Here is a 13612-nt window from a genome sequence, read left to right as displayed (position 1 = left end):
CCGATCGATCAGGGGATCAGCACGACCGCGCCGGTGGTCTTGCGGCCTTCGAGGTCGCGATGGGCGTCGGCCGCCTTCTCGAGCGGATAGCGGGCCGAGATCTCGATCGGCACCGTCCCATCGGCGACGCGCGCGACCAGATCGCCGGCGGTCGCCTCCAGGTCGGCGCGCTTGGCGATGTAGGTGAAGAGCGTCGGCCGGGTCGCGAAGAGCGAGCCCTTCTGCGACAGGATCTGCGTCGAGAAGGGCGGCACCGGTCCGGAGGCGTTGCCGAAGGTGACCCACATGCCAAGCGGCTTCAGGCAGTCGAGCGAGGCCGGGAAAGTGTCCTTGCCGATCGAATCATAGACCACGTCGACGCCGGCCCCGTTGGTCAACTCCTTGACGCGCGCCACGAAATCCTCGGAGCGGTAGTCGATGACGTGATCGTAGCCGCGCGACTTGGCGAGCGCGCATTTGTCCGGGCCGCCGGCCGTGCCGATGATGGTCGCGCCGAGCGCCTTGGCCCAGGCGCCGGCGATCAGGCCGACGCCGCCGGCCGCGGCATGGAACAGGATGGTGGTGCCCGGGCCGACCTTGAAGGTGCGGTTGAGCAGATACTGCACCGTCATGCCCTTCAGCATCATCGCCGCGCCGGTCTCGAAGGAGATCGCCTCGGGCAGGATGATCAGCCGGTCGGCCGGCACGTTGCGCTCGGCCGCGTAGGAGCCGGGCGAGGCCACATAGGCGACCCGGTCGCCCGGCTTGACCAGCGTGACGCCGGGGCCGACCGCCTCGACCACGCCGGCGCCCTCGCTGCCCGGAATGAACGGCAGGCCGGTCGGCGACGGATAGAGGCCGGAGCGGAAGTAGCAGTCGATGAAGTTGACGCCGATCGCCGCATGGCGGACGCGCGCCTCGCCGGCGCCGGGCGGCGGCAGCTCGACATCCGCCAGCACCAGCATCTCCGGACCGCCGGTTTCCCGCACCTGGATCGCCTTGACCATCGCTTCCCCTCCACCTCGTCGCCCGCTTCGGGGCTCGTTCGGAAAGTTTGAACCATTGTCCGCCCCGAGCGCTTCGGCAAGGGCTCATGGAAGCCGAATTCGGGACCGAGCCATGCTGCCGCGGCGAAGGTCGCGAACCCGCCGATGCGAGACGGGCCCCTCACCCCGCTCCGTCAGACCTTCATGCCGAGCCGGCGCGCCTTTTCCATGCGCGGCGGCGGATCGACGAAGGCGCCCGGTTCGTTGACCCGGCGCTCGATGAGCCGCTGCACGACCTCGGCGATCGCGACCTTGCGGCCGGCCTTGTTGTAGAAGCTGCCCTTGACCTGGGTCGTGGTGGCCAGCGCGCGGATGAACTGCAGCCGCAATTCCTCGTCGGGCGCCTCGGCCTCGGTCCAGAACTGGTCGAGCGAGCCCTGGAAGGTCAGGCCGGGAATGTCGAACACGGCGACACCGAGCACGATCAGCGGGCAGCCGGCGCGGATCGCGTAGAGACCGACCGTGGAATTGACCACGATGGTCCCGCGTGCGGTCTCGACCAGCCGGTTGAGATTGCCGCCGTCGATCAGGCGCACGCGCGGGCGGACATTGTGGCGCCGGGCCGCCGCCATCACGACCTTGTTCCAGCGCTCGATGCCGTTGTCGAGCGGATGGACCTTGAACACCAGCACCGTGTTGGGCGGCGCGGAGCGGGCGAAGGAGGCGACCGTCTGGTCGATCGCCTCGTGCAATCGCTTGTAGGGGCTGTTGTCGCGGATCTGGTAGTCGCTCTGCAGCTGCAGCGCGAAGATGTAGAAGGGCCGCGGTCCGAGGATGACTTCGCGCATGACGCGCTTGGCATATTTGCGCTGCCAGCGCTCGCGGATCAGGCGCAGCAGCGTGCTGAGATAGTCCTTGAGCGGATTATAATATTTGTCGGCAAAGTAGCGCGGAAAGAAGATCCAGGAGAAGAACAGCGCGACGAGATTGTAGATGACCTCGGCGGTGGCTTCCTGGGTGAAGGTGTAGGGATATTTGATCACCAGATCCGGGTCCGGCGCGGCGGCCGCGATGGCGCGGATCGTTTCCGGATCGTTTGGGAAATGCGAGTAGGTCGACATGCCGTTGCGCTCGACCGTGATCCAGTCGGGGCGCAGATAGCCGAACTCGACCGCGGTCACATAGAGCCCGCGCGCCTTGGCGATCTCCTGGGCGACGACATGATAGGGCAGCCGGTCGGCATAGTAGAGGATGTCGGTGACGCCCTCGCGCTCGATCAGCTGTTCGAGCCAGCCGCGCCAGTTCTTGAAGCTGCCGCGATAGTTGTAGGCGCCGGATTTCAGCCAGTAGAGCCAGTCGCCGGCCGAGAGATTGACGCGGACCGTCTTCTGCCCGGCCGCTTCGAGCCCGTTCGCCAGTTCGTACCAGAACCGCGAGGGTGGCCCTTGCAGGAACAGAAAGACGCGGCGTTCGGACATCGACCGGCTGCACTCCGCCCTGGAACCGATCCGACACCGCGCCCGGATCGGTCGGGCGAGCCTGTATAGCGACCCCATCCGGGCCGGTCAATTTGGCCGCCTTGCGGGGTTTCCGAGCCTGACGGGACGGTCATCGGGGCCGGCCGAAATGGCCGATCCAGTGGCGCCAGTAGGCTTCCGCGACCACGCTCGCCCGGACGAGCCGCCGGTTGCGCACGGCCGACGGCACGGCGATCCGCCCGGCGCGGACATCCTCGATCCGGGCGATCACGTCCTCGACCTCGCAGGGCAGCCGCGAGACCGGGTCGACATAGGCCGGATACAGGATCAGCACGGCCGCGACGAGTTCATCGAGCGAGAGCTTCCGGCCACGCCGCGCGACCGGCGCGCGGTCGTCGGTCAAGCCCCAGCCGGCATAGAAGGGGATGCCCCAGGTGACGACCGGCTTCGCCCGGATCAGCGCCTCGAAGCCGGCCAGCGAGGTCAGCACATGCACCTCGTCGGCCGCCTCGATGGCGGCGATGGCGTCGCCCTCGCGTAAGGCGAGGTCGGCATGGGCGCGGATCGCGCGCTCCGGCAGCCAGCCGGCCCGGCTGCGGGTGACGAGATCGGGATGCTCCTTGTAGACCACGAAGGCATCCGGTCGGCCCTTCCGCACGGCGGCGAGCAGGGCGAGATTGCCGCCGACTGCGGCCGTGCCGAAGCGGATCGCCGCGTCGTCCGGCACCTGGCCGATCACCAGCACGACCGGCCGCCCGCGAGCCGGACCGGCGAGATCGAGTTTCGGGGCCGGCAGATTGTATTTGGTCACCCGGGTGGCGACGAGCCGCTCGCGCAAGGCCCGCGCCCGGTCCACCAGAGCCGGCGTGAAGTCCGTCTCCAGGCACAGCCGCTCCAAGCGCGAGGGGCGGTGGGCGTCGTAATAGAGGCCGAGATCGTCGAGGGCGAGCGAGGCCGGAATGGTCTGCTGCGTGCCGAGGCCGACCGAGCGGACGAAGCCGTCCTCGATGCGCGAGACCGGCACGCCGGCCGCGGCCGCCTCCGCCTCCAGCGCCCTGCCCCCGCGCGCGCCCCAGGCGACCAGCCGCGCGCCCTTGCGCGCCGCGACCGCGACCGCCCAGCGTCGGGTCTCGAAGACGACCTCGTTCGACCAGCCGGCCAGGAAGGTCGTCGCCGTGCGCGCCTTCTGGGCCGAGAAGCCGAACCCGACGACCGTCTCCCGCCGCGCCGCATAGCGCGCGCGGATCGCCGCCATCAGGGCGATGCCCTCGTCCGGCGCGACCGGCTGAAGCGTGAAAGGGTTCACGTAGCGGGCGCCGGGCCGCGCGGCGTGATCGGACGGCGACGCCGGAAAGGAAACCGTCCCGTCCGCAGCCAGTTCGCCGACAAGCAGGGCGAGCGGCGCGATGCCGAGACGCGGCGGGGCGACGGGATCGACGAACTCGCGCAGAACGCGGACCGGCAATCGCCAGCGGCGGGCATAGTCGCGCGCACGATCGAGATGCGGCCCCTGCTCCACCGTCACGACCGCATCGAGCCGGCCGGCATCGGCATCCGTCGGGCATCTCACCACGGCCCGCGCACCGACCAGCGCGGCGATCCATGGCGCCTGCGCCCAGGGCTCGGGCAGGAACAGGCCGGCCCGATCGAGATCCGGCCCGGGCGGCGGATCGCGCGGGGTCGTCATGGTGCGCCGGTACCGCCGGCGCGCTCGCGGGCGGTCTCGGCATCTGGCTCGATCTCGGCCGCGAAGCCGCCCATGAAGAAGTCGGCGACCCGCGCCGGCACCAGATTGGCGAACCAGATCGGCAGCACCAGGGGCCACGGGAAGGCGATCAGCGCCTTGCGGCGCGCGATGCCGCGGCGGATCAGCCCGGCCGCCTTGTCGGCCGAAATCTCGAACGGCTTCGGGCCGATATGGCGGCTCGACATCGGCGAGGTCACGAAACCGGGGCAGACAACCGTCACCTCGACGCTGCCCTTCAGCCATTGCCGCAGGGCATCGCCGTAGAAGCGCACCGCCGCCTTGCTGGCCGAATAGGACGGCAGGTCGGGATGGGCGTAGAGCCCGGCCAGCGAGGAGACCAGCACGATATGGCCGCGCCGGCGCGCGCGCATCCGCTCGACCAGGGCCGACACGGTCGCGATGGCACCCTTCAGATTGACGTCGACCAGCCGGAAGGCGCTTTCGGTCACTTCCGCGCTGCGACCGGCCTGCAGCCCGGTGACGACGCCGGCATTGGAGACCAGCAGGTCGACCGGATGGGCCTCGTCGAAGGCCTGCAGCCAGGCGGTCAGCGCGGCGGTCTCACGCACGTCGAACAGCCCTTCGACCACCTCCGCGCCGGCGGCCCGGGCGGCCGCGACCGTGTCGGCGAGGCGGGCGGCATCGCGGCCGGTCAGGCCGAGCACCCGGCCGGGCGCCGCATAGGCCCGCGCCAGCGCCGCGCCGATGCCCGACGAGGCACCGGTGATGACGATGGACCGGGGATCGGCGGAAGCACTCATGCGGTCCTCGCGCGTTCGGATTTCAATCGCTCGACCCGTTCGGGCAGGTCCGGCAGGCCGGCCTCGAGCCGCTCCACCGTACCGGCCACGGCCGCGGCCAGGCCCGCCTCGGTATAGTAGTCGCCGCGGATCTGGGTCTCGTGGACGAGCGCACGCACGAAGGCGCGGGCGAGGTCCGGATCGGGTCGCCCGGCTTCCTGCCAGAAGCGGTCGAGGCCAAACTCGTAGGTCAGGCCAGGGATGTCGAACACGGCCCCGCCGAGCGCGATGGTCGGCGCGCCGGCCTGGATCGCCGCGATGCCGACGGTCGAGTTGACCGTCACCACCCCGCGCGCGCCGGCGATCAGCCGGTCGAGATCGCCGCCGTCGATATAGTCGACCCGGTCCCCGACGCCGGACGCCGTCGCCGCCTCGGCAACGAGCCGCGCCCAGGGCGTGCGCCAATTGTCGAGCGGATGCGCCTTGATCACCAGACGGTCGCCGGCCGGCGCATGCGCCGCGAAGGAGGCGACCACCTCGCGCATCGCCGCCGGCATGTCGGCGAAACGCGAATGGGCCCGGATCTGGAAGTCACCGGAGAGTTGCAGCGGCAGCACCCACCAGGGCGCGGAGCCGCCGGCGAGCCGTTCGACCGTCGCGCGTGCCGCCGCGGCGGGCTTGGCCTGGCGCATGAGCTTCCAGGCCCAGAGCAGATATTCGACCACCGGATGGTCGATCGCGTAGCGCCGATAGCGCGGGTAGAACGGCGTTCCGGCCACTTCGGAAAGATGATAGGCGAGATCGTTCAGAGCGAACTTCAGGAACGGCGTGCGGAAGCGGACCGTGAAATCCGGCTCCGGCGCGGCCGCAGCCAGGGTCTGGACCAGCGCCGCCTCGCGCGGAAAATGCGACAGCGCCGAGAGGCCGTCGCGCTCCAGCGTGATCCAGTCCGGCCGGAAATAGCCCATCTCGAAGACCAGCACGCGGATGCCGCGCGCGCGCGCCTCGATGGCCGCCAGCCGGTGGTATTCCCGGCTCTCGCCATGCACGATCAGGTCGGTGATGCCGTGCCGGTCGAAGGCGGCCGCGACATGGACCTGCCAACCGGCGAGCCCGCCGCGATAGGCCTCGGCGGGGCGGCGCCAGAACAGCGCATCGCCGGCATGGAGCAGGATCTTGTGGGTCTTGTGCCCGCGCGCTTCAAGCGCGGCGGCAAGCCGGGCCTGGAACGGCGAACAGGGACCGAGCAGGAACAGAAAGCGCCGCCGCCCCGGCCCGCCGGCAGCGACGGGTCCCGGGCGGGACGGATCGGCGACGGGAGGTTCGGTCGACATGGCGCGGACCATAGGGCGGCGGCGGCGCCTTGTGAAGCGCCGCCGGCCGGCCGGTCATTTGCTGTTGAGCACCTGGATGTCGCGCGCCAGACCCGTGCCGCCGCGCACGGCCGCCGTGGTCTTGCCGACGATGTCGAGGAACTTGGCGAACTCGACCGCAGGCGCGGTCGCCACGTAGACGATATCCTTGTCGCGCAGCCACATCTGCCGGGCCAGGAACAGGCCCTTGGGCTCGAGCAGGTTCAGCCGGTAGACGACCGGGATCTTGCCCGGCCCCTTGGGCTGCCAGTCCGGCCGGATCGCCTTGACCAGATGCGGCTCTTCGAAGCGGAACACGAAGATGCCGCTGGCATCGGCCGCCAGCGTGTTGAGACCGCCGCCGCGCGCCACGGCTTCCGCCAGCGTGACCGTCTTGGTCTCGAACTTGATCTCGCTCGGGCGCGCCACCGAACCGAGGATGGTGTAGGTCTGCGGCGCGAAGGTGAGCAGGATCTCGTCGTCCGGCACGAGATAGACGTTGTTGTTCGGGACCAGGACGAGGTCCTCGAGCAGGATCGAGGCCGATTCGGCCTTTCGTTTCAGCGTGACGGTCGTCTCGTAGGTGGTGAAGCGCGAACCGCCGGCCAGCGCGACCATGTCGAGCAGCCGGGTACCGCCGACATTGAGCGGATACTTGCCCGGCTTCGCCACGTCGCCGACCACAACGGCCGCATTGGCCTGATTGCCGGTGACGCCGAGCATCACCTGCGGCTGGATCGCCTTGTCGGCCAGCGCATCCTGGATCGCCTGGCGCAGCGCTTCGCTCGACCGGCCCGCCGCACGCATCCGGCCGACATAGGGCACGAAGATGTTGCCGGTCTCGTCGATCTGGACCTGGAACTGGGTGCCGCGGGTCTGGGTGTTGGCGAACAGCCCGTTGTCGCCCGCCTCAAGGATGCGGATGTCGAGCGTATCGCCGATGCCGAGCGGCTGGCCGCGCGGGCCGGAGCGGATCGCGAAGCGGTCGGCGAAGGTGTGCGGTCGCCACGGGCCGACCGTGCGCACGACCGGTTCGTCCAGCTGCACGATCAGATAGCTGTCGATGGGAAGCGACGTCTCCACCTTCTCGCTGGAGATGGCCATCGCCGATGGCCCGTCCGACGGCAGGCTCGAACAGCCGGCAAGCCAAAGCGCGAGCACCGCGCTGCAGCCGATACGCAAGTTCGCTACTAATTTCATTGCCCCGTCTCCGCGGCATCCGCCGCTGATTCTCGACCGTCCGCTCCAGACCGATGTAGCCGGGCGACAGCAGTCCAACGCAACCACAGAAACATTCCGTGACCGTATGACGGATTCGACGCGATTTGCGAGCCGGATCGTGCCCACGGTCGGCCTTCGGACGACGATTCTCCCTTACTGCATGTGATCGCGGATGGACCCGAGCACCAGCGAGCAGACCGCCCACATGGCGAACAGAGCCAGGAAGCTCAGGAAACTGTAGCGCGCGCGTTCCGGATATTCGGAATCCTGTGCCGGCCGCGGCGAGACGACGATGGCGAGGTAGCGCTGGTTGCGCTCGGCATCCATGCGCGCCCGCTCCAGCGACGACAGGCTCTGCGTATAGGTCTGGGTCGCGAAGTCGCGCTCGGTGACCAGTTCCTCGTAGCGGGCGAGCTGCGAGGAAATGGCCGCGCCGGAGCGGTTCTTCAGGGCGATCTTGATCTTTTCGTCGTCGATCTGCTTCTCGAGCGCATCGACGCGGCTCTGCTGGACCCGGACGCGCGGCGCCGACGGCGACATCGTCTGGGTCAGCTGGTTCAGTTCCGCCTTCAGCCGGGTCAGTTCGCCCTCGAGCTGATTGATCGTCGTCGAGAAGCCCTGCGCTCCGGCATTCGGGTCGACCTGCCCCTCCTCGCTGCGGAACTTGGCGATGCCGGCCCGCGCCAGCCGGAGACGGGCTTCGGCGCGGGCGACCTCCGCCTCGGCATCGCGCACCACGTTGCGCCGCGCGCGCTCCGAAATGCGGTTCACCACCGATTCGGTCAGCGCCATCACATGGTCGCCCATGGTCTTCGCATCGGCAGAGCTGAAGGCCCGCACCTTCACCGAGATGATGCCCGTATACATGTCAAAGGCGACGAAGGTCATCCCCTTGACATACTCGGTCATCTTCTCGATCGAGATCTCGGGCTTCATCCGATACCACCAGTCGGCGGACGGCTGAGAATAGATCTTGTGCAGATCGAGCTGCTTGGACAGATCCTCGACGAATTCCCGCGAGCCGAGATACTCGACCACCACATAGGAATCGGAGATGTCGTTGACGGTCGCGCTGCCGAGCATGGTCGGCGCTGCCGCCGCCGCCGAGGTCGAGCTTTGCATGTTGCGCACGGTGAAGCGCATCTCGGTCGCGTATTGGTCGATCGCCCAGACATAGAGATAGACCGTCACCAGTACGGCAGGGATCAGCACCGCGACGGCGAAGGTCCAGAAGGTCAGGTTGAAGGCCGATTTCTTCTTCTTGCCGGCCTGCTTGGCAGCGACCGACTTCTTGATTTCGCCCAGACGCGAAATCAGCCGCGATTTCGACACTTCCGGCACCGGCAGGGCGCCCGGATAGGTGTCCTCCTCGGGGCGAAGCTCCTGCTCCTTCTTCTTCTTGTCCTTCTTGCGGAACTCGACCAGCCGGCCGGGTGCCTCTTCGCCCGCAGGCGGCGGAGGCGCATCGAACGGCGCGGGCGGCGGCGGAGCCGAGCGCCGACGCGTCTCCTCGATCGCGTCGATATCCTGAACGGGCTCGCCCAAGTCCAGCCCTTCGCGATTGGCGCGGCGGCGCCGCGCCTCCTGCCGGCGGGCTTCCATATCGTCGGGCGGGTTAATCAGATCGACCACCTAGGCACGCTCCTTGGCGAACAGCAGGCATTTGAACTCCGCGATCCCTTCTTCCAAGTCGTCGAAGAAGAAGATCTCGCCGTCCACCAGAATGGCTGCCATATCGCAATAGGCCCGAATCGTCGCGAAGCTGTGCGACACCATGATCAGGCCCGATCTTTCGCGCCTTTCGGCAAAGGCCAATTGACACTTCTCACGAAACCGATCGTCGCCGACGGCCGTGACTTCGTCGATCAGATAGCAGTCGAAGTCCATCGCCATGCACAGACCGAATGCGAGCTTCTGCTTCATGCCGCTCGAATAGGTCTGAATGGGCATCTCGAAATAATGACCGAGCTCGGAAAACTCCAGAACGTATTCGCAAACCCGGTCCGGATCCTCATGATAGATCCGCGCGACGAAAACGGCGTTCTCGCGGGCGGTCATGCTCTTCTCGAAGCCGCCGGCGAAACCGAGCGGCCAGGATACCTTGCCCCAGCGGCGGATGCGCCCCCGGGTCGGCTTCTCGGTACCGGCGATCAGGCGCAGCAAGGTCGACTTGCCGGCGCCGTTGCCGCCCATCAGGCCGATGGCGCGCCGGCCGGGAATGTCGAAATTGCCGCGGCGCATGATGACCTTGGCGCGGTTCCCCGCCCCATAGGTCTTCACGACATCGTCGAACGTGATGATCGGCCCGGATCTCGGCCGCACTGCGACATTCATCGGCTGGACCCACCCCCGCTGCGCCGGGCGAACTTAGCCCGCCCGCAACAACCCGTAAATGCTTCAGCTGCCCAACGCCGGGTCCGGACTTCCGCGTGCCGCGAAAGCCTGGACACCGAATTCCCGGGCCGCTGCGGCCGCGATTCGCCCTTCGGAAGCCCGGAGGGCCGCCCCTCACGAGACCGCCCATGGACTGCGAAGATCCTCGGCCTCAAGACGATAACCACCGGTTAACGCTGCTACCCGAACCAACGCTTGCGCTTGCGCCGCACCATGACGCGGGACCTTGCCCGAAATGTGTTCGACGGCGGGCACTCTGATTTCAAAACGTAAACGGGCCACATATCAGGCCGGTTTGTGATGGGCATGCCAGTGCCAGGCGATGTCGATGCGGCGCGGACACCAGACCGCGTCGTGGCTCTGCACATAGTCCAGGAACCGCGCCAGGGCCGCGGCGCGCCCGGGACGTCCGACCAGGCGGCAATGCAGCCCGACCGACATCATCTTCGGCGCCGTCTCGCCCTCGGCATAGAGAAGGTCGAAGCTGTCCTTCAGATAGGCGAAGAACTGGTCGCCCGAGTTGAAGCCCTGCGGGGTGGCGAAGCGCATGTCGTTCGCGTCGAGGGTATAGGGAATGACGAGATGGGGCCCCCGGCCGCCATCGACCCAATAGGGCAGATCGTCGGCGTAGGAGTCCGAATCGTAGAGGAAGCCGCCCTCCTCCATCACCAGCTTCTGGGTGTGGATCGACGAGCGTCCGGTATACCAGCCGAGCGGGCGCGACCCGGTGACTTCGGTGTGAATCCGGATCGCTTCCAGCATGTGGGCGCGCTCTTCGGCTTCCGTGAAGTCCTTGTAGTCGATCCACTTCAGCCCATGCGACGCGATCTCCCAATCGGCCTCGCGCATCGCCGCGACCACATCCGGATTGCGCATCAATGCATGCGCCACGCCGTAGACGGTGACCGGGATCCCGCGCGCCGTGAACAGGCGCCAGAGCCGCCAGAAGCCCGCGCGAGAGCCGTATTCGTAGATCGATTCCATATTCATGTGCCGCTTGCCGGGCCAGGCCGCGGCGCCGACGATTTCGGACAGAAAGGCCTCCGAAGCCGCGTCGCCATGGATCACGGCATTCTCGCCGCCCTCCTCGTAGTTGATCACGAACTGCACGGCGACGCGGGCGCCACCGGGCCATTTCGGATCCGGAGGCGTGCGGCCGTAACCGATCATGTCGCGAGGATAGGCGGGTGCGGTCATGCTGAATGTCTCCGATGGCATCCGAAGCTGGACCGAAGCCGCCGGGATTTCAAGGTCTTGCCGCGCCGCCGCCAAGACCGCGCGCGGCGGTCGCACGGGCCGGCGCGAACCGGCCGAGCACCGCGGGCGCGCCGCCGCGCGGACGCGACCCGGCTTTCGGGTCACGTCCGAGCGCCATGATCGCGGTGCCCATGGTCACGCTGCACATGGTCACCAGGAAGCCGAAGACCAGCAGCAGCACGGGGATCCAGGGCTCGTCGGAATTCAGGATCAACGTGCGCAGATGCGCCACGTCGGTCGCCAGCACCGCCCCGGCCAGGACCAGCGCGATCACCGCCCCGGCCACCCCATTCCAGGCGAGCAGGGACAGCAGCGGATCCGGCCGGTTGCGCCGCATCTCGGGCGGTTGAGACATTTCGGACATCGAACCCTCCGGCATCCAGGAACCCGTCCCGATCAGGCGTGTTGACTTCGCAGCGCGACTCTAGCCGCACCGTCGCGTCCGGTCGAGACGGGGAAAGTCCGAGCCCCGATCAGGTTCCTTATGGTCATGGCGCAAGTTGTGTCCATAATGATCCGGGGGTGATTCGCGGCGGGAGGTCTGGATGACCAGGGTCCAGCGTCACATGGCCACGACGAAACGGCGTGATGTCGAAGCAACCGGCAACGAGATCGACGGCAGAATTGCCGCGATGCGGTTGATCCTGAAAATGGCGCGCCCGGGCAGTCATGCCGAAGCCCTGCGGGCACTTCGCGAAGCCTTTCCGGATGCCTCGCTGGCCGAACGCGTGCAGGCGCTCGATCCCTGAGGCCGCCCCGAAATGCTGACGACGTGACCGGTGCCCGCCGGGGACCCGGCCGGTCGCTCCCGTGGCATCGACCGTTCCCAGCCCACCGGTTGATGCTCTTTATGGATTTGTTTCCTAAAACCTTTTTCGGCCGGAGCCGGTGACCCAGGACGGGCCTCGCTCCGCCGGCCGTCGATCTCCGGGGGCCTTTTCCTCGCACCCGGCCACGCTCGGGACCGCCCGGCCGACGGGGTCTTCTGACGCCCGATCGGTATCGAGTCGTGCCGGCGCCGCCTGCAAGTCCTCGGCGACTTTTCGGCCCGCATGTTCTCATGGGCTCAGCCGGGCACCGGGATCTCGCGTCGGCTCAACCACCTGACGGCCAGGCGTCACAGCAGCCAGGCTTCGAGTGCGGCGCGACAGGTGTCGCGATAGCGTGCGGTGCAGGCAAGGACGGCCTCGCGGTCGCGGGCGACCGCCTCGACGAGCTCCGGCTCCACGGCGTCGAGATCGCGGGCGGCATGCGGGACGCCCGTCTCGATCGCATAGGCTTCCGCCTTCTTGCGATCGCAGACCGGAAGGACGGGCGCACCCGCCAGGCCGGCCAGGATCAGCCCGTGCAACCGATTGGTGACCACGACCCGGGCCACCTTGAACTCGGCCACCAGGTCCTGCCAGGTCATCGGCGCCATCCATTCGATGCCATGGCGTGCGGCGATCTCCGCATAGACCGCCCCGTCCTCGCGCTCGCATGTGGTCACGAGGCAGATCGGCCGCCCTTCGAACCGCCGGACGGCCGCTTCGAGCGTCGTCCTCAACTTCGACGGCGTTCCCGTCGCGGCGATCAGAATGCGCTCCGGATCGCGGCCGGACATGGGGGCGACGGCCGCCGCCACCGGCGCCAGCCAATGCACGCAATCCGGGACAAGGCGGGCTTCGATGTCGAGCGAGCGAAGCACCTCCAGGGAGATCACATCGCGCGCGGTCAAGGGCAGGTCGAGACCACCCAGGCCGCGCCGCAGCAGGGCGGGCGTCAGGAAGTCCGGCGTTGCCGGATTGATCGAAAACGGGAACGTGCGGATCGGTTTCACGAACGGTTTCAGGGCCGTCACCGTGGCCAGCATGTCGAGACCGACAAAGCCGTTCCACTGGTCCCCGTTCTCGCAATAGATCGCCGCGGCCCCGGATACATGCGGAACGATCCGCAGCGCCCGGAATTGCATCAGGCGAAAATAGAGGGCGCGCGCCAGTGCCGGAAAGCCCCTCCGTACCAGCCACCGCCAAAAGGGCGGCCGCTGCTCGCGGATCGGCATGTCGACCAGGTCGAACGAGCGGCCCAGCGCCGCCGTAAAGGCAGACATCCGCCTTTCGTCTCTCGGAAGATAGCGGGCAGGAACGACAAGCAAACGGCAATTCGAATGGCGAATGGACAGCATCTCAAGCATAGAATGCAGAATTGCAAAATCGCCAATATTCCCCTTCAAATTGACAAAGAGTATGGCGACTTTACATTGCGGCATGACACTCACACGTGACGTTCATGAAATCGTTTTCAACTTTCAGAATCCCATTTTTTGAATTCTCTACACTTGTTTACATTCCTTGGCAAGACACAATAAAAAGGCCGTGATTTCCTCAAACTCCAAGAAATTTGCCTAAAATGAGCCCTGACGCTTCCATTCGAAAGGCTATCTTAGGCATCGGCATGGCAAATGCATGAGAAAATGGTT

At 67.3% G+C, this 13612-nt stretch carries 12 protein-coding genes; 1 reads left to right on the top strand and 11 read right to left on the bottom strand.

Annotated features, from left to right (window positions below; all coding sequences use genetic code 11):
- Positions 1 to 8: 8 nt before the first annotated feature.
- The 10 genes from ABB55_RS25020 to ABB55_RS24975 form a co-directional block, all read right to left on the bottom strand.
- Positions 9 to 986 carry a quinone oxidoreductase family protein gene (locus ABB55_RS25020; protein WP_054361251.1) on the bottom strand — a complete coding sequence of 326 codons (978 nt, stop codon included), beginning with the start codon at positions 984 to 986 and terminating at the stop codon, positions 9 to 11.
- Positions 987 to 1159: 173 nt separating this feature from the next.
- Positions 1160 to 2443 carry a capsule biosynthesis protein gene (locus tag ABB55_RS25015; RefSeq protein WP_054361250.1) on the bottom strand — a complete coding sequence of 428 codons (1284 nt, stop codon included), beginning with the start codon at positions 2441 to 2443 and terminating at the stop codon, positions 1160 to 1162.
- Between the two features lie 130 nt (positions 2444 to 2573).
- Positions 2574 to 4130, bottom strand: coding sequence for a capsular polysaccharide export protein, LipB/KpsS family (locus tag ABB55_RS25010; protein ID WP_054361249.1), 1557 nt, complete (start codon positions 4128 to 4130; stop codon positions 2574 to 2576).
- Complete coding sequence (locus ABB55_RS25005) at positions 4127 to 4951, bottom strand: SDR family NAD(P)-dependent oxidoreductase (RefSeq protein ID WP_054361248.1); 825 nt, start codon at positions 4949 to 4951, stop codon at positions 4127 to 4129. Before ABB55_RS25005 ends, ABB55_RS25010 begins: the two co-directional genes overlap by 4 nt.
- Positions 4948 to 6264 (bottom strand): capsule biosynthesis protein, encoded by a 1317-nt coding sequence (locus ABB55_RS25000; protein ID WP_160321320.1) that lies wholly within the window; start codon positions 6262 to 6264, stop codon positions 4948 to 4950. Before ABB55_RS25000 ends, ABB55_RS25005 begins: the two co-directional genes overlap by 4 nt.
- A 54-nt stretch (positions 6265 to 6318) precedes the next feature.
- On the bottom strand, positions 6319 to 7482 hold the full coding sequence (locus ABB55_RS24995; protein ID WP_083463930.1) for a polysaccharide biosynthesis/export family protein: 1164 nt from the start codon (positions 7480 to 7482) through the stop codon (positions 6319 to 6321).
- A gap of 174 nt (positions 7483 to 7656) precedes the next feature.
- Positions 7657 to 9135, bottom strand: coding sequence for a KpsE/RkpR family capsule polysaccharide export protein (locus tag ABB55_RS24990; protein ID WP_054361245.1), 1479 nt, complete (start codon positions 9133 to 9135; stop codon positions 7657 to 7659).
- Positions 9136 to 9804, bottom strand: a complete 669-nt coding sequence (locus tag ABB55_RS24985) for an ABC transporter ATP-binding protein (RefSeq protein ID WP_054362289.1) — start codon at positions 9802 to 9804, stop codon at positions 9136 to 9138.
- A gap of 378 nt (positions 9805 to 10182) precedes the next feature.
- Positions 10183 to 11094 (bottom strand): allantoinase PuuE, encoded by a 912-nt coding sequence (puuE, locus tag ABB55_RS24980; RefSeq protein ID WP_054361244.1) that lies wholly within the window; start codon positions 11092 to 11094, stop codon positions 10183 to 10185.
- Between the two features lie 49 nt (positions 11095 to 11143).
- The gene (locus ABB55_RS24975) at positions 11144 to 11518 is read right to left on the bottom strand and encodes a hypothetical protein (RefSeq protein WP_200912071.1); all 375 of its coding nucleotides are present in this window, start codon (positions 11516 to 11518) and stop codon (positions 11144 to 11146) included.
- A gap of 181 nt (positions 11519 to 11699) precedes the next feature.
- Here ABB55_RS24975 and ABB55_RS24970 point away from each other — a divergent pair, with 181 nt between their 5' ends.
- Positions 11700 to 11903, top strand: coding sequence for a hypothetical protein (locus ABB55_RS24970; protein WP_140940063.1), 204 nt, complete (start codon positions 11700 to 11702; stop codon positions 11901 to 11903).
- A 368-nt stretch (positions 11904 to 12271) separates the two neighbouring features.
- Here ABB55_RS24970 and ABB55_RS24965 read toward each other — a convergent pair whose 3' ends face one another.
- Entirely contained in the window at positions 12272 to 13402 is a 1131-nt protein-coding gene (locus ABB55_RS24965) for a polysaccharide pyruvyl transferase family protein (protein ID WP_083463929.1), read from the bottom strand.
- Between the last annotated feature and the right edge of the window lie 210 nt (positions 13403 to 13612).

It is taken from the genome of Prosthecodimorpha hirschii (genome assembly GCF_001305515.1).
GTDB classification, from domain to species: Bacteria; Pseudomonadota; Alphaproteobacteria; order Rhizobiales; family Ancalomicrobiaceae; genus Prosthecodimorpha; species Prosthecodimorpha hirschii.
Note: the sequence above shows the minus strand (reverse complement) of the source record. Positions and strands in the feature narration are given on the sequence as shown.

Coding starts and splice junctions, on each gene's coding strand:
- ABB55_RS25020 (WP_054361251.1), bottom strand. CDS start 986: ATGGTCAAGGCGATCCAGGTGCGGGAAACCGGCGGTCCGGAGATGCTG.
- ABB55_RS25015 (WP_054361250.1), bottom strand. CDS start 2,443: ATGTCCGAACGCCGCGTCTTTCTGTTCCTGCAAGGGCCACCCTCGCGG.
- ABB55_RS25010 (WP_054361249.1), bottom strand. CDS start 4,130: ATGACGACCCCGCGCGATCCGCCGCCCGGGCCGGATCTCGATCGGGCC.
- ABB55_RS25005 (WP_054361248.1), bottom strand. CDS start 4,951: ATGAGTGCTTCCGCCGATCCCCGGTCCATCGTCATCACCGGTGCCTCG.
- ABB55_RS25000 (WP_160321320.1), bottom strand. CDS start 6,264: ATGTCGACCGAACCTCCCGTCGCCGATCCGTCCCGCCCGGGACCCGTC.
- ABB55_RS24995 (WP_083463930.1), bottom strand. CDS start 7,482: ATGAAATTAGTAGCGAACTTGCGTATCGGCTGCAGCGCGGTGCTCGCG.
- puuE (WP_054361244.1), bottom strand. CDS start 11,094: ATGACCGCACCCGCCTATCCTCGCGACATGATCGGTTACGGCCGCACG.
- ABB55_RS24975 (WP_200912071.1), bottom strand. CDS start 11,518: ATGTCCGAAATGTCTCAACCGCCCGAGATGCGGCGCAACCGGCCGGAT.
- ABB55_RS24970 (WP_140940063.1), top strand. CDS start 11,700: ATGACCAGGGTCCAGCGTCACATGGCCACGACGAAACGGCGTGATGTC.
- ABB55_RS24965 (WP_083463929.1), bottom strand. CDS start 13,402: ATGCCGCAATGTAAAGTCGCCATACTCTTTGTCAATTTGAAGGGGAAT.